A 24,739-nucleotide genomic window follows, 5' to 3' on the forward strand; every position below is an offset into this window, starting at 1 on the left:
CGGCCGGGAGCACGGCGCCGGCCTCGGCGGCGAGCACGGTCAGGCGGTCGCCGACCCGGACGGCGAGCACCGGCTCGGCGGCCCGGGCGGCCGCCGCGTCGACGCGTTCGGCGAGGAGGGTGACCGCTTCGGAGCCGGCCTCGGCGGATTCGGCGACCAGGATCCTCACGGGAGCGTTCAGCAGGTCCCCGTACAGGCGTCCGGCGACCGTGCGGGCGTGCGCCGCCTCGCCGGCGAGCAGCATGCGCAGCAGGGCCGCGCCGAGCCGCTGTTCGGTGTCCTGTTGTACGCGGGACTGCTCCAGGGACAGCGTGAGCAGGGCGACGGCCGCGTGCACGATGTAGCGGGCCGAGGTGTCCAGGCGCTCCTCGGTCCCGACCGCGAGGTACCCGCGCGGACGGCGTCCCGTCCCCAGCGACTGCAGCTCGACGCGATCCTCCGTGCCCGCCGGACCGGCCACCGCCACGCTGGCCGGCGCCGGCTTGTCACGCAACCGGTCGATCTCCCCGGCAAGCCGCGCCGCCCGCCGCCCCGCCCACTCCGGCGCCGCCGCCAGCACCGCGCCCGAAGCGTCGTACAGCGCGGCCCAGCCGTCGAGGTGCGCGGCGAGCCTGCCGAGCAGCGCGGTCGTCCCCTCCGGGGCCAGCGCGGCCTTCGTCAGATCGCGCTGCGCCTCGAAGCCCGCGGTCACCGCCCGGTACTGGTCGGCCGCGATCGCCGCCGACACCGCCTTGCTGATCGCGATGAACGGCGTCCGCCGCGGCACCTCCAACAGCGGCAAGCGGTGCTCGGCCGCCGCCTCGACCAGTGCTTCCGGCACCGCATCGTGCGTCAGCCCCACCCCGAACCCGAGGCCCACCACCCCAGCGTCCGCGATCCGCCGCACGTACGCCTTCAGCACCCCCGGGTCATCGACCTCCAGCTTCAGCCCCGTCGTCAGCAGCAGCTCCCCGCCCTCGAGATACGGTCCCGGGTCGTCCAGCTCGCTGGTATGCACCCACCGCACCGGCGCATCCAGCCGGTCGCCTCCGGCGAGGACCGTGAGCTTCAACGGGGTGCTGCGCAGCAGCGACGCAAGGGTAGGAGGCACGGCATTTTCTCCAGGCTGGAGTGCGACTCACTCCGATTCTGCCTCACCGTACAGCCGCCCGTGCCGTCCCCTCCCCCACCCCGCCCCTCCCCGAAACCGGGCTCTCCCCCAAACCTCCGTTTGGGTGGGGGTCCTTCCCCAGCCTGGCGGCTGGGTGGGGGAGGCTGACACAACCCGCCCACGGACCCGCACCAAACGACGCACCCCTCCAGGGTCCAGGGGCAGCGCCCCTGGTTTCGGGAAGGGGCGGGGTGGGGGGTGGGGGAAACAACCCGCCCACGGGACCGCAGCCGCCGACGAACCACCCACCCGGCAGGGGCGCCGCAGCACCCCGGCCGGGCGAAGCCTGGGAGGCGCGTCCAACAATCGGGCACCGGCCGGGACTGGGGACGCCCCCCGCTCAGGCGCGCAGATCCACCAGCACCGGCGGCGCGTGCTCGCCGTCCGTCGCGGTCAGGGAGAGGACCGCGTGGCCGGCCGGGACCGCGTGGGCCAAGTCGGACGCGGACCAGCGTTCGCGCTCGACGCGGCGGACGGTGACGGATTCCGTGGTGACCGCTTCGCCGGTGAAGAGCTTGCGGACGCCGCGGGTGGCGCGGCGGAGGAGGCCGCCGGACTGGTCCGGGGTGCGGGTGACGTCGCGGGCTTCGACCCAGGTGGTGCCCCAGGCTTCGGCGAAGCGCTTGCCGTCCCAGGTGGTGATGCCGGAGAAGACCATGCGGCAGCCGACGGCGCCGAGGAGGGCGGTGCGGAGGCCCTCGGGGACGTCGTCGAGGGTGCGGAGGGTGAGGACTGCACCGGCGTTGGCGGAGCGGAGCCGTTGCAGACCCCGGACGGCCTCAGCCGAGACGACGTGGGCGGCGTCGTCGAGGACGAGGCAGGCGAAGAGGGAGCGGTCGGTACGGCCGGTGACGGCGGCGGTGAAGTGGGCGAGGACGAGCCGGGCGAGGATGCGCGAGGCCTCGGCGTGGCCGCGTTCGGGGAGGTCGATGCGGACCCGTAGGGGATGTTCCAGGGTGCGCAGGGAGAAGGGCCGGGTCCGCCCGGTGACGTCGAAGAACCCGGCGAAAGCCGGGCGGTCGAGCAGGGCGATGCGGTCGGCGAGGAGGGATCCTATGTCGCCGGGGCGCTCGGCCTGCCGTTCCCGGGCGTCGAGTTCGCGGGCCTGGCCGTGGGCGCCGGCGGTGTCGAGGGCGTCCCGCAGGACGGCGTAGGCGGTCGGGCTGCCGTCGAGCAGTTCGCGCAGCTCCGTGACGGAGGGGTAGCGGCCGTGCGCCGCGCGGTAGGGGCCCAGCAGCTGGCTCAGCGCCGTCGCGGCGCGCCGGGTGTCGGCCTCGGGGCCGTCGAGCAGGGCCTCGGCGAGCATGGCGGCGGCCTCGTCGGGATCGGTCGCACCGCCGTACAGGTCGAGGTCGTACGCGGAGCCGGGGTCGCCCAGCGAGATGACGACGTCGTACGCCTCGGCAGGCCCGAGGTCCGCACCGGCACCCGTGACGGCGACCACGGCGGCCGTGCCGGACAGCGCCTGCAGGCTCAGCGACTCGACGACGGGCCGGACCAGGTGCCGCGTCTTGCCGGATCCCGGTGGGCCCACGGCGAGCAGCCCGGTGCCGAGCAGCGTCGGGTCGAGGGCCAGCCCCGCGCCCTGGTGCTCGTACGGATTGCGCTCGTCGGCGAGGGCCAGCCCGATCCGTACCTGCGCGGTCAGCAGATCGTGCCGGGCCGCCCGGACCGGCAGGTCCCGCGCCCCGGACGGGTGGGCGCACGCGGCCGCACCCTGCCGCAGCACGGCGTCCGTGAACGCCTCGACGCGCCCGAAGCCCCAGGCCCGCCGCAGCCGGGCGTAGTCGACGTCGCCCATCCGCCCGGCCCGGATCTCCGCCGCCAGCCGGTCGGCCGCCGCGTTCTGCCCGGCCGCCCGCAGCTCGGGCCACTCCACCGGGTCGAACTGCTGCGCCGCCGGGCCCTCGTGCGGGGCGGGGTCGGTGACGGCGCCGCGAAGGAGCGGGGCGATGTATCGGCGGATGAGCTGCGGCCAGTTGCCCGCGCGGCCGAAGACCTTCACCAGCAGGACGAACACCAGCAGCCATACGACATTGCTGTAAACCTTGTAAGCATCGCTGTGGTAGTCGTTCCACGAGTCCGGGGTGATCCAGCCGAGGATGTCCCACAGCGGGATGTAGCCGTTGTAGAGCATCGACAGCAGCAGCAGCGCGCACAGCAGCGACAGCAGCGCGCCCCCGATCAGCCGCCGGTCGGGCAGCCGGTCCGGGTCGCGCGGCGGACGCGGGACGTGGCCGTAGGCGAAGATGCCGGGCGCCGGGCGGTGCCGGGGAGTGCGGAGCCAGGTCTCCATCGCGGTGGGCGGCGCGGCCTGCGGCATGGGCGGCGGCCCGGCCGGCCGGGGCAGCATGGGGGGAGGAGCAGGAGGAGGGTTGGTCTTACGCGACTCGTACGCACCGTCGACGTCCATTCGCCCGCTGCCCCTCGCATTCGTACACTCACGCGCCGACACTCAATGTAGTGGACCTGTCCGTCGCGTCGAAGACGACGTCGCCAGTGCGCCCTATCGGAGTGTGCGGGTCCGGAAGGCGTCCGCTTAGCCTGCGAGACAAAAGCCCACGTTCGAAGGAGTACGACCGCCATGACCGAACTGGCCCAGGAGCGCCGACTCGTCACGTCCATTCCCGGTCCGAAGTCGCAGGAGCTGCTGGCCCGCAAGTCGGCGGCGGTCGCGAATGGCGTCGGGGTGACGCTGCCGGTCTTCGTCACGCGCGCCGGTGGTGGCGTGCTGGAGGACGTGGACGGCAACTCGCTGATCGACTTCGGGTCCGGCATCGCCGTGACGTCGGTCGGCAACAGCGCGGAGGCGGTCGTGCGCCGCGCGTCCGCGCAGCTGGCGGACTTCACCCACACGTGTTTCATGGTGACCCCGTACGAGGAGTACGTGGAGGTCGCCGAGCACCTCGCCGAGCTGACCCCGGGTGACCACGCCAAGAAGTCGGCGCTGTTCAACTCCGGCGCCGAGGCGGTGGAGAACGCGGTGAAGATCGCCCGCGCGTACACCAAGCGCACGGCGGTCGTGGTCTTCGACCACGGCTACCACGGCCGTACGAACCTCACGATGGCGCTCACCGCCAAGAACATGCCGTACAAGGAGGGCTTCGGCCCCTTCGCGCCCGAGGTCTACCGGGTGCCGCTGGCCTACCCCTACCGCTGGCTGACCGGCGCCGAGAACTGCGCGGAGGAGGCGGCCACCCAGGCGATCGACCAGATCACCAAGCAGATCGGTGCGCACAACGTCGCGGCGATCGTGATCGAGCCCATCGCGGGCGAGGGCGGCTTCATCGAGCCCGCCAAGGGCTTCCTGCCGCGCATGGCGGAGTTCGCGAAGGAGAACGGCATCGTCTTCGTCGCGGACGAGATCCAGACCGGCTTCTGCCGCACCGGCCAGTGGTTCGCGTGCGAGGACGAGGGCATCGTCCCGGACCTGATCACCACCGCCAAGGGCATCGCGGGCGGTCTGCCGCTGGCCGCCGTCACCGGCCGCGCCGAGATCATGGACGCCGCGCACCCGGGCGGCCTGGGCGGTACGTACGGCGGTAACCCGGTGGCGTGCGCGGGTGCGCTCGGCGCGATCGAGACGATGAAGGAGCTGGACCTGCCGGCCAAGGCGCGGCGGATCGGCGAGATCATGCTGGGCCGGCTGCGCGGGATCCAGGAGAAGTTCGAGATCGTCGGCGATGTGCGCGGCCGTGGCGCGATGATCGCCATCGAGTTGGTCGAGCCTGGGCCCCTCCTGCCCGAGGGCGGGCGAGGAGGGCGCACCAAGACCCCGAACGCGGCCGCCGCCGCCGCGCTGGCGAAGGCCTGCCACGCCGAGGGCCTGGTGGTCCTGACGGCGGGCACGTACGGCAACGTGCTGCGCTTCCTTCCGCCGCTGGTGATCGGCGAGGACCTGCTCAACGAGGGTCTCGACATCATCGAGGAAGCCTTCACCCGGCTGTGACCGTGACTCTGAGTGATTCTCACTTCGGCGAGGAAGTCGGTGAAGAAGGTGTGCGGGCCTGATGGCGGACCCGCGCATAGTCCCCCGGGCGCCACTTTGGTGACGTACGGTTTCGACAGATGGAAGAAACACCCCGTCTGCGGAAGTCCGTGGGCGACACTTTGCCGGTGACTCCCCATCACCGGTACCGCAGTGCACTCGCGCACAACAGCGCCGAAGCCGCAAGCCTCGGCACTCCTCGCCGATCGGTCGGCCGCCCGTCCCAAACCCCCCGGGACGAGCGGTGCGGCGATCGCTCCGGCCGCCTCGGAACTCTCCCCCCTGTTCCGGGGCGGCCGACTTCTTCCCTGATGCTTCTCCTGCTTTACGTGACGTTCTTCGGGCTGCTCACCTGGCAGGAGGCTGTACGCGGCCCCCTGCTGGCCCTCGACCCGGACCTGCGCACGGCGATCGCCGGGCCGTCCGTACGGCCCGAGGGCACCGTCTTCACGCACTACGTCGCCAAACTCGGCAACATCGAGGCGGCCGTGCCCGTACTGGGCCTGGCCCTGGTCTTCGCGTGGTGGCGCGGGCGGCGGTGGCGGCCCGTGGTCGCGTACGCACTGGCGATGGCGGCCATACCGCTGATCGTCAGCCCGCTGAAGGCCGCGATCGGACGTGACGGTCCCGGCTCCCTCACCCTCGTCCCCGGCTACCCCGGCCTCTTCCCCTCCGGCCACGCGGCGACCGCCACGCTGGCGTACGGCGCGGCCACCTTGCTGGTGCTGCCGTACGTGGCGCGAAAAGCAGCACGGCGGCTGCTGGTCGCGGCCGCCGTGCTGCTCAATACCGGGGTGGGCGTCGCCCTGGTGTACTGCGGCTACCACTGGCCGCTTGATGTGCTGGGGAGCTGGCTGCTGTGCGGCGCCCTGCTCACGGGCGCCGCACTCGCCGTCCGGGGCTTCAGGAGTTCGTCGGGAAACCCAGGTTGATGCCGCCGTGGGACGGGTCCAGCCAGCGCTGGGTGACCGCCTTGCCGCGGGTGAAGAACTTCACGCCGTCCTCGCCGTAGGCGTGGGAGTCGCCGAAGAGGGACGCCTTCCAGCCGCCGAAGGAGTAGTAGGCCACGGGGACCGGGATCGGCACGTTGATGCCGACCATGCCGACTTCGACCTCGTGCTGAAAGCGCCGGGCGGCGCCGCCGTCATTGGTGAAGAGGGCCGTGCCGTTGCCGTAGGGGTTGGAGTTGATGAGTTCCAGCCCCTCGTCGTACGAGAAGACGCGGACCACGGAGAGCACGGGGCCGAAGATCTCGTCGTTGTAGATGGACTGGCCGGGCTTGACGTTGTCGAAGAGCGTCGGGCCGAGCCAGAAGCCGTCGGCGGTGCCCTCCCCGGAGATGGGGTGCTTGCGGCCGTCGATGACCAGGTCGGCGCCGTCCGCGACGCCCGCGTCCAGGTACGAGGTGACCTTGTCGCGGTGGACGCCGGTGACCAGCGGGCCCATCTCGGAGTCGCCGTTGCAGCCGGGGCCGACCTTGAGGGTGGCCACGCGCTGCTTGATCTTCTCGATCAGCTCGTCGCCGACCGGGTCGACGGCGACCAGCACCGAGACCGCCATGCAGCGCTCGCCCGCCGCGCCGAAACCGGCGTTGACGGCGGCGTCGGCGGCGAGGTCGAGGTCGGCGTCGGGGAGGACCAGCATGTGGTTCTTGGCGCCGCCGAGGGCCTGGACGCGCTTGCCGTACCGGGTGCCCGTCTCGTAGACGTACCGGGCGATGGGCGTGGAGCCGACGAAGGAGATGGACTTGACGTCCGGGTGCTCCAGGAGGCGGTCGACGGCGACCTTGTCACCGTGCACGACGTTGAAGACGCCGTCCGGGAGTCCGGCGTCCTTCCACAGGCCGGCGATGAAGTTGGCGGCCGAGGGGTCCTTCTCGGAGGGCTTGACGATCACGGTGTTGCCCGCGGCGATGGCGATGGGGAAGAACCACATCGGCACCATGGCGGGGAAGTTGAAGGGCGAGATGATGCCGACGACGCCGAGCGGCTGGCGGATCGAGTAGACGTCGATGCCGGTGGAGGCCTGCTCGGTGAAGCCGCCCTTGATGAGCTGCGGGATGCCGCAGGCGTACTCGACGACCTCGATACCGCGGGCGACCTCGCCCAGGGCGTCGGAGTGCACCTTGCCGTGCTCGGCGACGATGATCGCGGCCAGCTCGTCCCGCTTGGCGTTGAGTAGCTCGCGGAAGGCGAAGAGCACCTGGGTGCGCTTGGCGATCGAGGCGTCGCGCCAGGTCTTGAAGGCGGCGGCGGCCGCGCCGACCGCCTGGTCGACCTCGGCGATCGATGCGAAGTCCACCTGACTGGTCACGGCTCCGGTAGCCGGATCGTACACGTCGCCACGGCGCTCGGCGGTGCCGGTCCATGTCTGTCCGGCGATCCAGTGCGTGATGTGCTTGTCGGTCACGGCAGACCTTCCTCTCTTAGCCTGCCGCCAGTCTCGCCAGCCGGTGACGGCCCCACAAGCACCAACGTGTCGGTGGTGGGCCCGGAGCCTTTACATGTCGTCGCGGTCGTCACGGTCGTCATGCCGTCGTGTTCGGCGAGCCGCTCGGCGGCCTCGTGCATGGCCAGCTCCAGCAGCACCGGGTCCGTCAGATGCCTGGTGCCGTCCGGCGGGACCAGCCACCGCACCCCGCCGGTGGCCCGGCCGGGGTAGGAGACGACGATCCAGGTGCCGGCGCCGGCCGTGCGGACGCCGGTGGCGATCCAGCGCGCGGCGGTGCCGGGCGGCACGAAAAAGCCCATGCGGGAGTCGGCGAGTACCGGGCCCGGCCGGACCATCGTCCCGGGTGAGGACGTCGAGGGTCGGACAGTCGAGCTCGCCGGTGAGGGTGAGGACGTCTCAGAGCCCGCCGGCGGGCAGGAGCGTGACCCCGACGGGGTTGCACTCCCACTCTCACCGGCAGGTCTCGGGCTCGGGCGCCACGGAAACCAGCCAATCGACCGCACTCTTCGCACCGGCGCCGGCCATGCCGGTACCTCCGATCGTCCGTGTCGATTCATTTGCTCTCACACGGAGGAGAGGGGGCAGAGCGCGGATCCTTACGCGGGTTGTGACTTTTGGTTGGGTGACCTCGGTCGCAAGGTCAGCTGTCGAAGCCCAGCCCCAGCCGGTCCATGGTCTTCAGCCACAGATTCCGCCGCCCCGCGCTGCGGTCCGCGCGGTCCAGCGACCACTTGGTGAGGCCGATGCCGGCCCACGCGAAGGGCTCCGGCGGGAAGGGCATCGGCTTCGTACGCACCATCTCCAGCCCGGTCCGCTCCGTACGCTCCCCCGCCAGCAGGTCGAGCATCACCTCGGCGCCGAAGCGGGTCGCGCCGACGCCGAGGCCCGTGAAGCCGGCGGCGTACGCCACCCGGCCGGCGTGCGCGGTGCCGTAGAAGGCGGAGAAGCGCGAACAGGTGTCGATCGCGCCGCCCCAGGCGTGGGTGAAGCGCAGGCCGTCGAGCTGGGGGAAGCAGCGGAAGAAGTGTCTGGCCAGCTTGAGGTTGGTCTCGGGGCGCTGGTCGCGGTCGGCGGAGAGCCGGCCGCCGTAAGCGTAGATGGCGTCGTAGCCGCCCCACAGGATGCGGTTGTCGGCGGTGAGCCGGAAGTAGTGGAACTGGTTGGCGGAGTCGCCGAGGCCCTGGCGGTTCTTCCAGCCGATGGAGGCGAGTTGGTCCTCGCTCAGCGGCTCGGTCATCAGCGCGTAGTCGTACACCGGGACGATGTACGGGCGCACGCGCTTGACCAGCGACGGGAACACGTTCGTGCCGAGGGCGACCCGGCGTGCGAAGACCCGGCCGTACGGGGTGCGGACGGCCATGCCGCCGCCGTTGCCGGACAGGGCGGTGGCGGGGGTGTGCTCGTGGATCCGGACGCCGAGGTCCGCCGCCGCCCGCTTGAGGCCCCAGGCGAGCTTGGCGGGGTGGATCATGGCAACGCCGTGGCGGTCGTGGAGGCCGCCCGCGAAGGTGGGCGAGTCGACCTCGGCGCGCATCTGGTCGCGGTCGAGGAACTCGAGGTCGACGCCGTGCTCGGCGGCTTCATCGGCGGCGGCGCGCAGTTCGTCGACCTGGTAGGGCTCGGTGGCGACGTCGATCTCGCCGGTGCGCTCGAAGTCGCAGTCCAGGGAGTAGCGGGTGACCGCCGCCTCGATCTCGTCGAGGTTGCGGTTGCCCAGCTCCTCCAGCTTCGCGAACTCGCCCGGCCAGCGGGCGAGTCCGTTGGCGATGCCATGGGTGAGGCTGGCGGCGCAGAAGCCGCCGTTGCGGCCGGACGCCGCCCAGCCGGTCTCCTTGCCCTCGATCAAAACGACGTCCCGTGACGGGTCGCGTTCCTTGGCGATCAGCGCGGTCCACAGCCCCGAGTAGCCGCCGCCGACCACCAGCAGGTCGCAGTGCTCGTCCCCCACCAGCGCGGGGTTGGCCTGCGGCCTGCCGGGGTCCTCCAGCCAGAACGGTGTCGGCTGCGCCTCGGCGAGCGAACGGGCTGGATCCATGCGGTCTCACACCTTTGCGGATACGTACGGGGACTAACTGCGGGCCTTACGGGTCCGTCCCAGCAACTGCCCCGCGACGACGCACAGCACCGCCACCAGGAACATCAGCGTGCCGATGACGTTCACCTGGACCGGGAGGCCCTTCTGTGCCGCGCCCCAGACAAACATCGGGAAGGTGACCGTCGACGGCCCGGCGTTGAACTGCGTGATGATGAAGTCGTCGATCGAGATGGCGAAGCTCAGCAGTGCGCCGGCCGCGATACCGGGGGCGGCGATCGGCAGGGTGACGCGCAGGAAGGTCTGCGTCGGAGTGGCGTAGAGGTCCTGGGCGGCCTGCTCCAGCCTCGGGTCCATGCTCATGACGCGCGCCTTGACCGCCGTGACGACGAAGCTCAGGCAGAACATGATGTGCGCGATGAGGATGGTCCAGAAGCCGAACTGGATGCGCATGTTGAGGAAGAGCGTGCCCAGCGAGGCGCCCATCACGATCTCGGGCATCGCCATCGGCAGCCAGATCAGCCCGGTGACCGGCGCGCGGCCCCGGAAGCGGTAGCGGGCGAGCGCGAAGGCGACCATCGTGCCGAGGATCGTCGCGCCGATGGTGGCGAGGACGGCGATCTGCAGGGACAGCGACACCGAGGTGCACATGTCGCCGACGTCGCAGGGGTGGGTCCAGGCGTCGAGGGAGAAGTGGTTCCAGGAGTAGTTGAAGCGTCCCTTGGGCTGGTTGAAGGAGAAGATCAGGACGATCACGTTGGGGATCGTCATGTAGAACAGCGCGGCGATCGCCGCGAAGACGACGAGGTGGCGTCGGATCCAGTGCAGCCAGTTCAGAACGATCATCAGACCAGTTCCTCCGTCCCCGCCTTGCGGATGTAGACGGACACGATCACGAGGATCACGGCCATGAGCATGAAGGACAGCGCGGCGGCCGTCGGATAGTCGAGCACCGTCAGGAACTTCGACTGGATGACATTGCCGATCATCTGCTCGCTCGGGCTGCCCAGCAACTCAGCGTTGATGTAGTCGCCGGACGCCGGAATGAAGGTCAGCAGCGTCCCGGCCACCACACCCGGCAGCGAGATCGGGAAGGTGACCTTCCGGAAGGTCGTGAAGGGCCTGGCGTACAGATCTCCCGCCGCCTCGTGCAGCCTCGGGTCGATGCGCTCCAGCGAGGTGTACAGCGGCAGGATCATGAAGGGCAGGAAGTTGTACGTCAGGCCGCAGACCACCGCGAGCGGCGTGGCGAGCACCCGGTCGCTCGAGGTGAGGCCGATGGCCGCCGTGGCGTTGAGGATGTGCAGCTTGTCCAGTACGGAGACCACGATGCCGTCGTCGGCGAGGATGGTCTTCCAGGCCAGGGTCCGGATCAGGAAGCTGGTGAAGAAGGGCGCGATGACCATCACCAGCAGCACGTTGCGCCAGCGGCCGGCCTTGAAGGCGATGGTGTACGCGAGCGGGTAGCCGATGGCGAGGCAGAGCACGGTGGCGATGCCCGCGTAGATCAGCGACCGCAGATAGAAGAGGTCGTACTCCTTGAAGGCGTCCCAGTAGGTGGCGAGGTGCCAGGTGACCTGGTAGCCGGTCTCCAGGGAGCCGGTCTGCACGGAGGTCGACGCCTGGTAGACCATCGGCGCGACGAAGAAGACCAGCAGCCACAGGATGCCGGGCAGCAGCAGCCAGTACGGCACGAGCTTGCGGCGGCGTGCGGCGCGGCCGGGCGGGACCGGTGGGGTCTCGGTCGGGGCGCCGGCGGGCGCGGTGGAGATGGCGGCCATTACGCGCTGACCTCCCCCGCCTCGATGTCCTGGGTGGCGTCGAGGCCGAAGGTGTGGGCGGGGTTCCAGTGCAGGACGACCTCGGTGCCGGGGGTGAGGCGAGTGTCGCGCTCGACGTTCTGGGCGAAGACGGCGAACTCGGGGCACCAGGGGCTGTTGACCACGTACTGGGTGGAGACGCCGATGAAGCTGGCGTCGATGATCCGGCCGGTGATCTTGTTGCGGCCGTCCGGGACGGTGGCGGCGTCATCGGCGTGCGCGATGGAGATCTTCTCCGGGCGGACACCGGCCAGCACCTTGTCGCCGATCTGCGCGGTGGCCGCGCTGCGCGCGGTGGGCAGGGTGAGGCGGCCGTCGCCGACGCTGAGAAGCAGGTCGTCGCCGGAGGAGCCGGTGACCTGGGCCTCGATGAGGTTGGACTGGCCAAGGAAGTTGGCGACGAAGGTCGACGTGGGATTCTCGTACAGGTCGGCGGGGGCGCCGAGTTGCTCGATGCGTCCGGCGTTCATGACGGCGATGGTGTCGGCCATGGTCATGGCCTCTTCCTGATCGTGCGTCACGTGCACGAAGGTAATGCCGACCTCGGTCTGGATGCGCTTGAGTTCGAGCTGCATCTGGCGCCGCAGCTTGAGGTCCAGGGCGCCCAGCGGCTCGTCGAGCAGCAGCACCTGGGGGCGGTTGATGAGGGCACGGGCGACGGCGACGCGCTGCTGCTGGCCGCCGGAGAGCTGGTGCGGCTTGCGGCGGGGGAGATGGCCGAGCTCGACGAGCTCGAGCATGTCCTCGACTTGCTTCTTGACGGACTTGATGCCGCGCCGGCGCAGGCCGAAGGCGACGTTCTCGTACACGTCGAGGTGCGGGAAGAGCGCGTAGTTCTGGAAGACGGTGTTGACCGGGCGCTTGTGCGGAGGGAGGCCGGTGACGTCCTGGTCGCCGATGCGCACGGTGCCGGCGGTGGGTTCCTCCAGCCCCGCGATCATGCGCAGGGTGGTGGTCTTGCCGCAGCCGGAGGCGCCGAGGAGGGCGAAGAAGGAGCCCTCGGGAATGGTCAGGTCGAGCGGCTGGACGGCGGTGAAGTCACCCCACGTCTTGCTGATGCCGGTGAGTGTGACGGCTCCGCCGGAGGCGGCGGACGCCTGTGGCTCGGCGGGAGCGGTGGTCTGCTGGGTCATGTCGTCAGATCCCTCGTGCGGGTGCGGTGGCCGTCAGGCGCCGATGAGCTTGGCGAACTTGCTCTCGAAGGAGGTCTCCTCCTTGGAGGTGAGCGATCGGAAGACGTGCGCCTTGGCCGTCATCGCGGCGTCGGGGATGATCAGCGGGTTGTTGGCGACCGACTTGTCGATCTTGAGCAGCTCTTCCTTCACTCCTGCGCAGGGGGTGATGTAGTTGACCCAGGCGGCCAGCTCCGCGGCGATCTGGGGCCGGTAGTACCAGTCCATGAGCAGCGAGGCGTTCTTGCGGTGCTTGGACCCGGCCGGGATCAGCATGTTGTCGGTGGAGGTGAGGTAGCCCGCGTCCGGGATCGCGAACTTGATCTCGGGGTTGTCGACCTGCAGCTGGACGAGGTCGCCGGCCCAGGCGACGCAGGCCGCGAGGTTCCCCGAGGCGAGGCCGTCGGTGTACTCGTTGCCGGTGAACTGGCGTATCTGCTTGCTGTCGACGGCCTGCTGGATCTTGGCGAGGGCGGCGTCGAAGTCGTCGGAGGTGAAGGACTCGGGCTGCTTGCCCATGTCGAGCAGGGTCATCCCGACGGTGTCGCGCATCTCGCTGAGCATCGCGACCCGGCCCTTGAGGTCCGGGTCGGTGAGCAGCTGGGAGACGCTGCTGACCTTCTTGCCCTTGGTGACCTTGGTGTTGTACGCGATGACGGTGGCGATCCCGGCCCAGGGGTAGGAGTGGGCGCGGCCCGGGTCCCAGTCGGGGGTGCGGAAACGTTGCTCCAGGTTGGCGTACGCATGCGGCAGGTAGCCGGCGTCCAGCTCCTGGGCCCAGCCGAGGCGGATCATCCGGCCGGCCATCCAGTCGGTGAGGACCACGAGGTCGCGGCCGGTGGACTGGCCGGCGGCGAGCTGCGGCTGGATCTTGGCGAAGAACTCGACGTTGTCGGTGATGTCGTCGGTGTACGTGACCTTGATGCCGTACTGCTTCTCGAAGGCCTCGAGCGTCGGCATGTGCTTCTTGTCGTCGCTCTGGTCGATGTAGAGCTGCCAGTTGGAGAAGACCAGCGACTTGTCCTTGTCCGACAGGTCGTCGGTCTTCGTGCCCTGGGTGCTGGTGGCGGCCGGGATACCGCAGGCGGTCAGCGCCCCTGCGCCGGCCACGGCCAGGCCGCCGCCGAGGAGGCTGCGGCGGCTGAGCGAGGCCCGGCCGCCCGAGAGGCTGCGCTCCCATGCTTTGCGGACTGGCTCGGACAGGCCCTCGTACAGGTCCATGGGGATGCGATCCTCCTGGGTTAGCGGTCGCCGAAGACGGTGCGGTGCCAGCCCTTGCGGGCGAGCGCTGTGTTGTCGTACATGACGTGCTTGACCTGCGTGTACTCCTCGAAGGAGTACGCCGACATGTCCTTGCCGTAACCCGAGGCCTTGGAGCCGCCGTGGGGCATCTCGCTGATGATCGGGATGTGGTCGTTGACCCAGACGCAGCCGGCCTGGATCTCACGGGTCGCGCGGCCCGCACGGAAGACGTCGCGGGTCCAGGCGGAGGCGGCCAGGCCGTAGGGGGTGTCGTTGGCCAGGGCCATGCCTTCGTCATCGGTGTCGAAGGGCAGTACGACCAGTACCGGGCCGAAGATCTCCGCCTGGACGATCTCGCTGTCCTGAGCGGCGCCGGTGATCAGCGTCGGCCGGTAATAGGCGCCCGGGGAGTCGGGCGTCTCGCCGCCGGTGACGACGGTGGCATAGGAGCGGGCCCGGTCGACGAAGCCGGCGACGCGGTCGCGCTGGACGTGGGAGATGAGCGGACCGAGGTCGGTCTTGGCGTCGAAGGGGTCGCCGACGCGGACGGTGGCCATCAGGTCGGCGACGCCGGCCACGAAGGCGTCGTAGAGCGGACGCTGGACGTAGGCGCGGGTCGCCGCCGTACAGTCCTGGCCGGTGTTGATGAGTGAGCCGGCGACCGCGCCGTTGACGGCCGCCTCGAGGTCGGCGTCGTCGAAGACCACGAAGGGGGCCTTGCCGCCGAGCTCCAGGTGGAGCCGCTTGACGGTGGCGGTGGCGATCTCCGCGACCCGCTTGCCGACTCCCGTGGAGCCGGTGAAGGACGTCATGGCCACGTCCGGGTGGCCGACGAGGTGCTCCCCCGCGACCTTGCCGCCGCCGTTGACGATGTTGATGACGCCCGCCGGGATGCCGGCCTCGGTCGCGGCCTGGGCGAACATCAGCGAGGTCAGCGGGGTCAGCTCGGCGGGCTTCAGGACGATGGTGTTGCCCGCGGCGATGGCCGGGAGGATCTTCCAGGCCGCCATCTGGAGGGGGTAGTTCCAGGGCGCGATCGAGCCGACGACGCCGACCGGCTCGCGGCGTACGTACGAGGTGTGGTCGCCGGAGTACTCGCCCGCGGCCTTGCCCTCCAGATGGCGGGCGGCGCCGGCGAAGAAGGCGGTGTTGTCCACGGTGCCAGGGACGTCGAATTCGGTGGTCAGCTTGAGCGGCTTGCCACACTGCAGCGACTCGGCCCGGGCCAGCTCGTCGGCGTGCTCGGCCAGCACCGCGGCGAAGCGGTGCATGGCGTCGGAGCGGTCGCCCGGGGTGGCCCCGGCCCACTGCGGCAGCGCCTCCTTGGCGGCGGCGACGGCGGCGTCGACATCGGCGGTGCCGGCGAGCTCGTACTCGTACACCGCCTCGCCGGTGGCCGGGTCGATCACGGTGTGGCGGACGCCGGAGGTGCCCGGGCGCAGCTCCCCGGCGATGTACTGGGCCCCGTCGGCGAACCGGGCCCTCGCGTGGAAACCCGGCTCAGCGCTGTGGTCCATGGTGTTCTCCTCGCCATCCGCGCGATCCCGTGGCGGAAATCCGGATTGGTGGCTGATCCTGGCAGAGTGGCCTTGCCTCAACAAGGGATTCCGTTGTTGCCATTTGGTTACGCGACGAATTCTGTCTTTCCATGTCTTTCGCGTTGGACGATGCCCCAATGCCGCGAAGAGCGGCAACCGACACATCGACAGGAGAGCCGGGGCACCGCTTTACACTGTGCCGCACACGCCCCGACCGGAGGTCACGCGTTGTTCCCCACCGTCGCCCAGGTCCTCGAACTCGACGCGCTCCGACGCGGCGCGCCGCAGGTCGTCGCGGGCGCGGCGGGCCTCCACCGACCGGTGCGCTGGGTGCACATCAGTGAGCTGGCGGACATCGCCGGCATGCTGCACGGCGGCGAGTTGGTGCTCACCACCGGCGTGATGCTGCCGGGGGACCGCGAGTCGCTGGCCCGGTACATCGACGACCTCGCGGATGTGGACGCGGCCGGGCTCGTCGTCGAGCTCGGGCGGCGGTACGCGGACGCCCTGCCGCGTCCGCTGGTGCGGGCCGCCGAGCGGCGCGGGCTACCGCTGGTGGTGCTGCGGACCGAGGTCCGCTTCGTGGCGGTGACCGAGGCCGTGCACGCCCACGTGGTCAACGCACAGCTCAGCCGGCTGCGGGCGTCGGAGGCCGTGCACCAGACCTTCAACGAGCTGTCGGTGGAGGGCGCCGAACCCGACGAGGTCGTCCGCGAGGTCGCCCGGATGGCCGGCGCCCCGGTCGTCCTGGAGAACCTCTCTCACCAGGTACTGGCCTTCGACCCGGCCGGACGCGACCCCCAGGCCCTGCTCGACGGCTGGGAGCGGCGCTCGCGCGGCGTCGCCCCGGTCGGCCGGACCGGCTACGACCGCCGTACGGGCTGGCTCGTCACCGCCGTCGGCGCGCGCGGCCGCGACTGGGGCCGCCTCCTGATCGTCGGCGAACCCGGGCCGCTGCCGCGCGCCGACGACCCCGACGCCGGCTCGCCCTCCGGGCCGCACCGCCACACGGTGCTGCTGGAGCGCGGCGCCGCCACCCTGGCGCTCAACCGGCTGCTGGAGCGCGACCGCGAGTCCCTGGAACGCCAGACGCACCGCACCCTGCTGTCCGGGATCCTCACGCACGCCCTCACTGTCTCCGACGTCGCCCTCCGGGCCCGGGCACTCGGCGTGCCCCTTGAGGGGCGCCGGCTCGTCGGCGTTATGCTCCGGCCGCGCGGCGGTCCGGCGTCAGCGGCTCTCGAGGCCCAGGCCCGGCTGCGGGACTTCACGGAGACGGCGGCCCTCGCCGTACGAGAGCGGGGGCTCACTGCCCTCACCGGCGCCCTGGACGACGGCGCGGTGGGCCTGCTTGTGTCGCTCGGGCCGTCCGACGACGAGCACGCCGCCCTGGAGGGCTTCGCCGCCGCCCTGGACCGGCTGACCGAAGCGGTGGACGCGCCCGCCTTCGTGATGGCCGCCGGCTCCTCCGTCGGGTCCCTGCGGGACGCCCGGCGCACGCTGCTCGAAGCCGCCCAGGTCGCCGACGCCGCCCTGCACGGCGGCCGCAAGACCGGCACGTACTACCGGCTCCCGGACGTCCGGCTGCGCGGCCTGCTGCACCTGCTCCGCGACGACGCGCGGCTCCAGACGTACGTCGAGCGCGAGCTCGGGCCCCTGCTCGCGCACGACGCCGAGCATGGCACGGACCTTGTCCGGATCCTGGCGGTCTACCTCGACCACGGACGCAACAAGTCCGCCGCCGCCGACGCGGCCCACCTGTCGCGGCCCTCCTTCTACGACCGCCTCCACCGCGTCGAGCGCATCCTCGGCGTCGACCTCGACCAGGTCGAGTCGTGCCTGTCGCTGCATGTGGCGCTTCTTGCGCTGGAGGCCGTCCGCCGCTGAGGGGACCGGTTACGCCGCGACGTCCCAGTAGACGTAGTCGTAGTCGTATCCGGGGGCGATCTCGAGCTCGATGGAGCCGTCGTCACCTGCGGGGACGACGACGATGACGGTGGTGCTGACGGACGCGTCGGGGGCGAGGTGGCCGGACAGGCCCTTATCCGTGGAGAGGTCCTGGAGGGTGTCCTCGGAATCGGGGTCGGCGTAGGCGCTGATCTCGCTCTCGCTGAGGTCGACGGAGGTGTCGCCGTGGTTCACGAGGCTCACGGTGAAGGTGAGCGCGCTGTCGCCCTTGGTGAGGGTCTTGAGGGCGGAGGTGGACTGGACGGCGGAGACGGTGACCTGGAGGCCGTCGTCATAGGTGGCGGTGTCGTCCTCGGAGAGGGGATCGCCGTAGTCGCCTCTGTCGGCGCTGATGGTGGATCCGCTGCCGGTGTCCCAGCTGTCGAAGGTGCCGCTGAGGGCGCCGAAGAGGATGCCCGCGATCATGGCGGCGGATATGAGGGAGGCGACGATGCCGAGGATCAGCCCCGTGAGCGCCTGGGAGCGGTTGGTGGCTTCGCCGCGGTTGGCGATACGGAGGCCGATGACGCCCAAGATGATGGCGCCGATGCCCAGCGGGAGGCCGAGGAAGGCGCCGATGCAGGCGATGGCGAGGACGACGCCGATGATGCCGAAGACCATGGCGGTCGTGCCGAAGCCGTTGCGGGGGCCGGGCGGGGGCCAGGCGCCGTAGGGGGCCACAGGGTAGCCCGGGTAGCCGCCGTGGTAACCGGACGGCGGGGGCGCAGGGTACGGAGGATAGGGCAAGCCCATCGGCGGTGGGGGCGGCGGAGGTGTGGCGGCCCCCGGGGCCGCAGGCGGCGGGACCGGGGTGGAGAAGCCGGTGGGCGGAGCCGGGGCCGGCGCCGAGAAGCCGGAGGGCGGGGAAGGCAAGGCCGGCGCGGCGGGCGGAGCCTCGTCAGAGGCTTTCGCGGCAGCGGACGCGGGCTCGGCCGGGGGCGCCCAGGGGTCGCGCGGCTTGGGGTTGTCGGGTTCGTCGGACTCGGACATCGGCGCCTTCCTCGGTTACGTCGGGCAATGCTATGGCCTGCGGTGACAGAGGATGGGATCAATTTCGCGTTTACGATGAGCCGAGCGCCACGCCCGCCGCAGCACCCGCAGGAGGATCACCGCATGTCCGACAACGCGACCGCCCTCGCGCCCTTCATCGCGGGGCTGCCGAAGGCCGAGCTGCACGTCCACCACGTCGGCTCCGCGTCCCCCCGGATCGTGGCCGAACTGGCCGCCCGGCACCCGGACTCGAAGGTCCCCACGGACCCGGCCGCGCTCGCGGAGTACTACACCTTCCGGGACTTCGCACACTTCATCGAGGTCTATCTCTCCGTCGTCGACCTGATCCGTGACGCCGAGGACGTACGGCTGCTGACCTACGAGGTCGCCCGCGACATGGCCCGCCAGAACATCCGCTACGCCGAGCTGACCATGACCCCGTACAGCTCCACCCGGCGCGGCATCCCCGGCCCCGCCTTCATGGAGGCCATCGAGGACGCCCGCAAGGCCGCCGAGTCCGAGCTCGGCGTCATACTGCGCTGGTGCTTCGACATCCCCGGCGAGGCGGGGCTCATCTCCGCCGAGGAGACGGCGCGCCTGGCCGTCGACCTCCAGCCCGAGGGCCTGGTGAGCTTCGGGCTCGGCGGGCCCGAAATCGGCGTGCCCCGGCCGCAGTTCAAGCCGTACTTCGACCAGGCCCGGGCGATCGGCCTGCACAGCGTCCCGCACGCAGGCGAGACGACCGGCCCGCAGACCATCTGGGACGCGCTCAACGACCTGGGCGCCGAGCGCATCGGCCACGGCACCACCGCGACGCAGGACCCGCGGCTGCTGGTGCACCTCGCGGAGCACCGCATCCCCCTGGAGGTCTGCCCGACCTCCAACATCGCGACCCGCGCCGTACGCACCCTGGACGAGCACCCCATCAAGGAGATGGTCACGGCCGGGGTCCTGGTCACCGTCAACAGCGACGACCCGCCGATGTTCGGCACCGACCTCAACACGGAGTACGAGGTCGCCGCCCGCCTCCTCGGCCTGGACGAGGCCGGAGTGGCCGCCCTCGCCAAGAACGCCGTCGAGGTCTCCTTCCTGGACGCCCCCGGCAAGGCGCGGCTCGCCGCCGAGATCGACGCGTACACGGCATCGTGGTCGCGGCCGTAGCCCACCGCGGCGATCCGTACCGGCACCGCGAGAACACCCTGCCCTCGCTGACCGGCGCCGTGCTGGCGGGGGCGGACGCGGTGGAGATGGACGTACGCCTCACCCGTGACGGCGTCCCGGTCATCCTCCACGACCCGACCCTCAAGCGGCTGTGGGGCCACCGGAACACTGCCCTGGTCGATGTCCCGGCGGACCGCCTGCCCGCCGGGATCCCCCGCCTCCACGAGGCCCTGGCCGCCACCAAGGGCGCCCGCGCGCTGCTCGACCTCACCGAGGTCCCGTCGGTGGCGCCGGTGCTGGCCGCCGTACGGGACGCGGGGGCCCGGGACCGTACGTACTACTGCGGCGAGGCCGCCGCCATGCTCGCCGTCCGCGACCGCGACCAGGGGGCCGAGATCGCGCTGACGTGGAAGACGTCCGCTCCCCCGCCCCCGCTGCTGCTGGACGAGGTACGGCCGCGCTGGATCAACCCGCACTTCGGGCTGGTCACCCCCGCCCTGGTCGGCTGGGCGCACGGCGGCGGGCTGCTGGTCGCGGCGTGGACGGCGGACACCCGGCGGACGATGCGGCGCCTGCGGCGGCTGGGGGTGGACTCCATCACCACCAACCGGATCGGGGTGCTGTGCGACCTGCTCAGCGGCCCACCAGCTTCTCCCACTCCTTCTCCAGCTCCGGGCGCTCGGCGGCGGTGATGTCGCGGGCGATGAACAGCCGGCCGCGCATCGAGGCGTCCGGGAAGATCAGCGGGTCCTCGGCCAGGGCGGCCGTGTCCTTGTCCTTGCTGGAGGCGAGGACCTCGCGGGCGGCCGGGACCGGGCAGACGTAGTTGACCCAGGCGAGTTCGGCGGCGACCTCGGGTTCGTAGTAGTAGTCCACCAGCCGCTCGGCATCGCGCTTGTGCTCGGCGAGGTTGGGGATCATGAGGCTGTCCGCCCACAGCTGGGCGCCCTCCTCGGGGACGACGACCACGATCAGGTCGCGGAGCGGGTCGTGATGGTTCATCAGCGTCGGGCCGAGCTTGCCGAAGAACTCGCTGTTGTCGTTGATCTCCTCGGCGTAGTGGGTGCGGATGCCGGTGTGCTTCTGGAATTCCTCCAACGTCGGCCTCCGCAGGGGGTGGTTCTCGTCGACGTCGATGTAGAGCGGCCAGTTCGCGAAGTCGATCCTCTTGTCGGTCGCCGACCGGTCGGTCCCGGCGCGCCGGTCGGCAGCGATGTACGCGGGCGGCACACCGCATCCGGTCAGGGCCGCGAGCGCGCCCACCAGCGCCGCACGTCGAGTGAGATCAGCCATGCGCGCAAGCCTGGGCCCCGGGCGACGGCGCGGGCAACCGTCGTTCCGTCAGTGCTGATCACCTGTGGCTGACACTGTGTCGGTCCGGTCAGGGCCGCAGCGGCAGCGCCGCCAGCTCCGCAACCGCCCAGGTCACCGGCACCACCGCCGCGATCACGACACCGGTCCGCAGGGCGACCGCGGCCCGGAGCAGCGAGGCGGGCGCGCCGAGGCCGGTGAGGGCGTCGGTGGCGGGGCGGCGGGCGTGGCGGGCCTCGACGGTGGCGGTGAGGGCGGCGGCAAGGGCGCCGAGGCCGACGAGGGTGACCCCGAGGAGGGTGAGCGGCCCGGCGGGGCGCGTGCCGGAGGCGTGCAGCACGGCACCGCCGTAGAGCGCGGAGGCGACGGCGCAGAGTACGCCCAACGGGCGGCCGACGCGCCGGGCGTCCTCCTGAAGGGCCCGCCCGGCGAGGAGCCGCAGGGCCCGGGGCCGGCAGGCGGCGAGGAGCCTGCCGCAGGCGTGGACGAGGCCGGGGATCGCCAGCACCAGTCCCGCGGCGGTCAGGGCCCAGCCGCCCACCACGGCGGGGGCGATCCGCCCGAGGCCACCCGGCAGCGGCATCAGCGGGCGTGCGCCGGCGCTCGCGGAGAAGGAGAACTCCACCGCGACGCCGACCGCGATCAGCGCGACACCCCACGGCAGCCCACCGGGCGCAGGGCCGACCGCCGCGGCGGGCACCCGCGCGGGCCGCAGGCTCACCGCCGTCGCGCCCGCCGCCACCATCGGCAGCAGCGCCAGCAGGGTCAGCGCCCCGGCCACCGGCACCGGGCGGTGCGAAGCCTGAAAGGCCGCCAGGGCTACCGCACTGCCCAGCGCGCAGTTCAGGGCCGTGGACGCCGCGCCCAGGCCGCGGAGTGCGCCCCGGTCAAGCCCGGCCGCCGAGGACCCGGTGTGCAGGCGGCCGCTCGGCTCCGTCCGCGCCACCAGCACCGCAAGGTACGCGCTGACGGCGAACGGAACGGCACACCAGGCGAGCCGCAGCACCGAGCTGTCGGCACGCCCCGGATGCCCCATGGCGTGGCGGAGGGCGGCCAGCAGCAGAAACCCGGTGCCGGCGGCGGTCGCGGAGACGAGCAGCCGGCGCAGTAGCACCGTCGGCCGCGAGCCGCGCGCTACACGGAGGCTGAGCACGAGCCGGCGCCCTCCCGGTCCTGGTGGGGCATGCGGGAGACGGGCCGGCCGTCGGCGAGGGTGACCACGCGGTCGGCCAGTGAGACGACCTCGGGGTCGTCGCTGGCCAGCACCATCGTGATGCGGTGTGAGCGGGCGGCGCTGGTCAGCATCCGGAGCACCTGGGAGCGGTCGGCGCGGTGCAGGGGGGCCGTCGGCTCGTCGGCGAAGACCACGTCGGGCCGGTTCGCCAGGGCGCGGGCGATCGCGACCCGTTGGCACTGCGCCTGGAGCAGCTGGGCCGGTCGTTTGCGGGCGATGCCGCCGATGTCGAGCCGGTCCAGCCATTCCTGGGCGGCCGCCTTGGCCTTGTGGTGCGGGGTGCCGCGCAGCAGCAGCGGCAGCGCCGCGTTCTCGCGGGCGGTCAGCTCGGGGAGCAGCTGCGGGCTGGCGCCGATCCAGCCGAAGCGTTCGCGCCGCAGCCGCTCGCGGGCGGCCCGGCGCAGCGTGTGCACGGGGGCGCTGTTGAACCACACCTCGCCCTGCTCGGGCAGCAGTTCGCCGGCCAGGCAGCGCAGCAGCGTGGTCTTCCCGGCCCCGTGCGGGCCGAGGACGCCGAGGATCTCGCCCTCGCGTACACCGAGTGACACGCCAAGGAGGGCGGGCGAGCCGTTGTACGTGTGCCGCAGACCACGGGCCCACAGCACGTCGTTGTCGGGTGGGGCCACCTTCGTATACCTCCGCGACTGGGCGTGCGTTGCTTCCCCCTGACCGGGTGAACGACGCAAACGGGGTCCGGGGCACGCGATGCGTGCCCCGGACCCCGTTTCGGAGGACCGCTCAGAGCTTGGTCCAGGCCTCCGTGAGCACGGACCGCAGGATGCCCTCGATCTCGTCGAAGAGGGCCTGGTCGGAGATCAGCGGCGGCGCCAGCTGGACGACCGGGTCGCCACGGTCGTCGGCGCGGCAGTACAGGCCGTTGTCGTAGAGCGCCTTCGACAGGAAGCCGTAGAGGACGCGCTCGGTCTCCTCGTCGGTGAAGGTCTCCTTGGTGGCCTTGTCCTTCACCAGCTCGATGCCGTAGAAGAAGCCGTTGCCGCGTACGTCGCCGACGATCGGCAGGTCGTGCAGCTTCTTCAGGGTGTCGAAGAACGCGCCCTCGTTGGCCAGCACGTGCTGGTTGAGGCCCTCGCGCTCGAAGATGTCGAGGTTGGCGATGCCGACGGCCGCGGACACCGGGTGACCGCCGAAGGTGTAGCCGTGCAGGAAGGTGTTGTCACCCTTGTAGAACGGCTCGGCGATGCGGTCGGAGATGATGCAGGCGCCGATCGGCGAGTAGCCGGAGGTCATGCCCTTGGCGCAGGTGATCATGTCCGGGACGTAGCCGAACTTGTCACACGCGAACATCGTGCCGAGGCGGCCGAAGGCGCAGATGACCTCGTCGGAGACGAGCAGCACGTCGTACTGGTCGCAGATCTCGCGGACCCGCTGGAAGTACCCGGGCGGCGGCGGGAAGCAGCCACCGGCGTTCTGCACCGGCTCCAGGAAGACGGCGGCAACGGTCTCCGGGCCCTCGAAGAGGATCTCCTGCTCGATCTGGTCGGCGGCCCAGCGGCCGAAGGCCTCCGGGTCGTCGCCGTAGATCGGGGCGCGGTAGATGTTGGTGTTGACCACCTTGTGCGCGCCGGGCACCAGCGGCTCGAAGGGCGCCTTGAGGGCGGGCAGGCCGGTGATGGACAGGGCGCCCTGCGGAGTGCCGTGGTAGGCGACGGCCCGTGAGATGACCTTGTACTTGGTGTGCTTGCCCTGCAGCTTGAAGTACTGCTTGGCGAGCTTCCAGGCGGTCTCGACGGCCTCGCCGCCGCCGGTGGTGAAGAAGACCTTGTTCAGGTCGCCGGGGGCGTAGTCGGCCAGGCGCTCGGCGAGCTCGATCGCCTTCGGGTGGGCGTAGCTCCACACCGGGAAGAAGGCGAGCTCCTGCGCCTGCTTGTAGGCGGTCTCGGCCAGCTCGGTGCGGCCGTGGCCCGCGTTGACGACGAAGAGGCCGGACAGGCCGTCGACGTACCGCTTGCCCTTGTCGTCGTAGATGTACGTGCCCTCGCCGCGCACAATGGTCGGTACAGGGGCGTTCTCGTACGACGACATGCGGGTGAAGTGCATCCACAGGTGGTCGTACGCGGTCTTCGAGAGGTCCGCGCTCATGGCTATCTGGTTCCCCAGGTGTAGGTCTGCTTCCGGAGCTTCATGTAGACGAAGCTCTCGGTGGACCGCACGCCGGGCAGCGTGCGGATCCGCTTGTTGATGGTCTCCAGGAGGTGGTCGTCGTCCTCGCAGACGATCTCGATCAGCAGATCGAAGGAGCCGGCGGTGATGACGACGTATTCGACCTCCTCCATGTCGGCCAGGGCGTCGGCGACAGGTTCGATGTCGCCCGAGACGTTGATGCCGACCATCGCCTGCCGCCGGAACCCCACGGTGAGGGGATCGGTGACTGCGACAATCTGCATGACGCCCTGGTCGAGCAGCTTCTGGACGCGCTGCCTCACGGCCGCCTCGGAAAGACCGACCGCCTTGCCTATGGCGGCGTAAGGACGGCGACCGTCCTCTTGCAGCTGTTCGATGATCGCCTTGGAGACGGAGTCGATCGCCGGAGCGCCGTTGCCGACGCTCTTGGGATCCGGAGTGCGAGTGGCCACGCGCTCCACTGTGCATGAGAGGTCGGCTGTCGCGCAAGCCTCGATCGATGAAATTCGTGGTTCTCGGAGTCCGATCTCACGGATTCCATTGTTTCGGGGTGGCAGGTAT

20 protein-coding genes and 1 pseudogene are annotated in these 24,739 nt (G+C 71.1%); 5 read left to right on the plus strand and 16 right to left on the minus strand.

Annotated features, from left to right (window positions below; all coding sequences use genetic code 11):
- Both EFK10_RS10670 and EFK10_RS10675 read right to left on the minus strand, forming a co-directional pair.
- On the minus strand, positions 1–1,090 hold a 1,090-nt coding region (locus EFK10_RS10670), incomplete at its 3' end, for a PucR family transcriptional regulator ligand-binding domain-containing protein (protein WP_127355484.1).
- A gap of 400 nt (positions 1,091–1,490) precedes the next feature.
- On the minus strand, positions 1,491–3,563 hold the full coding sequence (locus EFK10_RS10675) for a type IV secretory system conjugative DNA transfer family protein (RefSeq protein ID WP_127355485.1): 2,073 nt from the start codon (positions 3,561–3,563) through the stop codon (positions 1,491–1,493).
- Between the two features lie 171 nt (positions 3,564–3,734).
- Between EFK10_RS10675 and gabT the strand changes: the two genes are divergently transcribed.
- Positions 3,735–5,099, plus strand: coding sequence for a 4-aminobutyrate--2-oxoglutarate transaminase (gabT, locus tag EFK10_RS10680; RefSeq protein WP_127355486.1), 1,365 nt, complete (start codon positions 3,735–3,737; stop codon positions 5,097–5,099).
- Positions 5,100–5,449: 350 nt separating this feature from the next.
- Positions 5,450–6,070, plus strand: coding sequence for a phosphatase PAP2 family protein (locus tag EFK10_RS10685; protein ID WP_240677136.1), 621 nt, complete (start codon positions 5,450–5,452; stop codon positions 6,068–6,070).
- Here the strand turns inward: EFK10_RS10685 and EFK10_RS10690 are convergent.
- From EFK10_RS10690 to EFK10_RS10725, 8 genes and pseudogenes are all read right to left on the minus strand, one after another.
- Positions 6,042–7,547: a CoA-acylating methylmalonate-semialdehyde dehydrogenase gene (locus EFK10_RS10690; RefSeq protein ID WP_127355488.1), complete on the minus strand. Its 1,506-nt coding sequence runs from the start codon at positions 7,545–7,547 to the stop codon at positions 6,042–6,044. The genes EFK10_RS10685 and EFK10_RS10690 overlap by 29 nt on opposite strands.
- Before the next feature lie 125 nt (positions 7,548–7,672).
- Positions 7,673–8,114: pseudogene (locus tag EFK10_RS10695) on the minus strand (hypothetical protein); the annotation flags it as partial.
- Positions 8,115–8,229: 115 nt separating this feature from the next.
- Positions 8,230–9,624, minus strand: a complete 1,395-nt coding sequence (locus EFK10_RS10700) for an NAD(P)/FAD-dependent oxidoreductase (RefSeq protein ID WP_127355489.1) — start codon at positions 9,622–9,624, stop codon at positions 8,230–8,232.
- Between the two features lie 33 nt (positions 9,625–9,657).
- Positions 9,658–10,467 carry an ABC transporter permease gene (locus EFK10_RS10705; RefSeq protein WP_127355490.1) on the minus strand — a complete coding sequence of 270 codons (810 nt, stop codon included), beginning with the start codon at positions 10,465–10,467 and terminating at the stop codon, positions 9,658–9,660.
- Positions 10,467–11,402 carry an ABC transporter permease gene (locus EFK10_RS10710; protein WP_127355491.1) on the minus strand — a complete coding sequence of 312 codons (936 nt, stop codon included), beginning with the start codon at positions 11,400–11,402 and terminating at the stop codon, positions 10,467–10,469. The genes EFK10_RS10705 and EFK10_RS10710 overlap by 1 nt, the downstream gene beginning before the upstream one ends.
- The gene (locus tag EFK10_RS10715) at positions 11,402–12,574 is read right to left on the minus strand and encodes an ABC transporter ATP-binding protein (RefSeq protein WP_127355492.1); all 1,173 of its coding nucleotides are present in this window, start codon (positions 12,572–12,574) and stop codon (positions 11,402–11,404) included. Before EFK10_RS10715 ends, EFK10_RS10710 begins: the two co-directional genes overlap by 1 nt.
- Before the next feature lie 33 nt (positions 12,575–12,607).
- Positions 12,608–13,834 carry a polyamine ABC transporter substrate-binding protein gene (locus tag EFK10_RS10720; protein ID WP_127355493.1) on the minus strand — a complete coding sequence of 409 codons (1,227 nt, stop codon included), beginning with the start codon at positions 13,832–13,834 and terminating at the stop codon, positions 12,608–12,610.
- A 20-nt stretch (positions 13,835–13,854) separates the two neighbouring features.
- Positions 13,855–15,372: a gamma-aminobutyraldehyde dehydrogenase gene (locus tag EFK10_RS10725; protein ID WP_127355494.1), complete on the minus strand. Its 1,518-nt coding sequence runs from the start codon at positions 15,370–15,372 to the stop codon at positions 13,855–13,857.
- 249 nt (positions 15,373–15,621) lie between these two features.
- Here EFK10_RS10725 and EFK10_RS10730 point away from each other — a divergent pair, with 249 nt between their 5' ends.
- Entirely contained in the window at positions 15,622–17,280 is a 1,659-nt protein-coding gene (locus EFK10_RS10730) for a PucR family transcriptional regulator (RefSeq protein WP_127355495.1), read from the plus strand.
- Between the two features lie 9 nt (positions 17,281–17,289).
- Here the strand turns inward: EFK10_RS10730 and EFK10_RS51995 are convergent, their stop codons facing one another.
- Positions 17,290–18,330, minus strand: a complete 1,041-nt coding sequence (locus EFK10_RS51995) for a DUF4190 domain-containing protein (protein ID WP_127355496.1) — start codon at positions 18,328–18,330, stop codon at positions 17,290–17,292.
- Positions 18,331–18,453: 123 nt separating this feature from the next.
- On the opposite strand from EFK10_RS51995, the gene EFK10_RS10740 reads away from it, so the two are divergent.
- Positions 18,454–19,491, plus strand: a complete 1,038-nt coding sequence (locus tag EFK10_RS10740) for an adenosine deaminase (protein WP_164835924.1) — start codon at positions 18,454–18,456, stop codon at positions 19,489–19,491.
- Entirely contained in the window at positions 19,476–20,183 is a 708-nt protein-coding gene (locus EFK10_RS10745; RefSeq protein WP_407647056.1) for a glycerophosphodiester phosphodiesterase, read from the plus strand. Before EFK10_RS10740 ends, EFK10_RS10745 begins: the two co-directional genes overlap by 16 nt.
- On the opposite strand, the gene EFK10_RS10750 is transcribed toward EFK10_RS10745, so the two are convergent.
- The 5 genes from EFK10_RS10750 to EFK10_RS10770 form a co-directional block, all read right to left on the minus strand.
- Positions 20,125–20,784, minus strand: coding sequence for an ABC transporter substrate-binding protein (locus EFK10_RS10750; RefSeq protein WP_127355498.1), 660 nt, complete (start codon positions 20,782–20,784; stop codon positions 20,125–20,127). The two genes, EFK10_RS10745 and EFK10_RS10750, sit on opposite strands and share 59 nt — an antisense overlap.
- A gap of 88 nt (positions 20,785–20,872) precedes the next feature.
- Positions 20,873–21,955, minus strand: coding sequence for a hypothetical protein (locus tag EFK10_RS10755; RefSeq protein WP_127355499.1), 1,083 nt, complete (start codon positions 21,953–21,955; stop codon positions 20,873–20,875).
- Positions 21,937–22,662 carry an ABC transporter ATP-binding protein gene (locus tag EFK10_RS10760; RefSeq protein WP_127355500.1) on the minus strand — a complete coding sequence of 242 codons (726 nt, stop codon included), beginning with the start codon at positions 22,660–22,662 and terminating at the stop codon, positions 21,937–21,939. The genes EFK10_RS10755 and EFK10_RS10760 overlap by 19 nt, the downstream gene beginning before the upstream one ends.
- Positions 22,663–22,774: 112 nt before the next feature.
- Positions 22,775–24,136, minus strand: coding sequence for an aspartate aminotransferase family protein (locus EFK10_RS10765; protein WP_127355501.1), 1,362 nt, complete (start codon positions 24,134–24,136; stop codon positions 22,775–22,777).
- A 2-nt stretch (positions 24,137–24,138) separates the two neighbouring features.
- Positions 24,139–24,630, minus strand: a complete 492-nt coding sequence (locus EFK10_RS10770; protein WP_127355502.1) for an Lrp/AsnC family transcriptional regulator — start codon at positions 24,628–24,630, stop codon at positions 24,139–24,141.
- Between the last annotated feature and the right edge of the window lie 109 nt (positions 24,631–24,739).

The organism is Streptomyces soli, assembly GCF_003999195.1.
Taxonomy (GTDB): Bacteria; Actinomycetota; Actinomycetes; order Streptomycetales; family Streptomycetaceae; genus Actinacidiphila; species Actinacidiphila soli.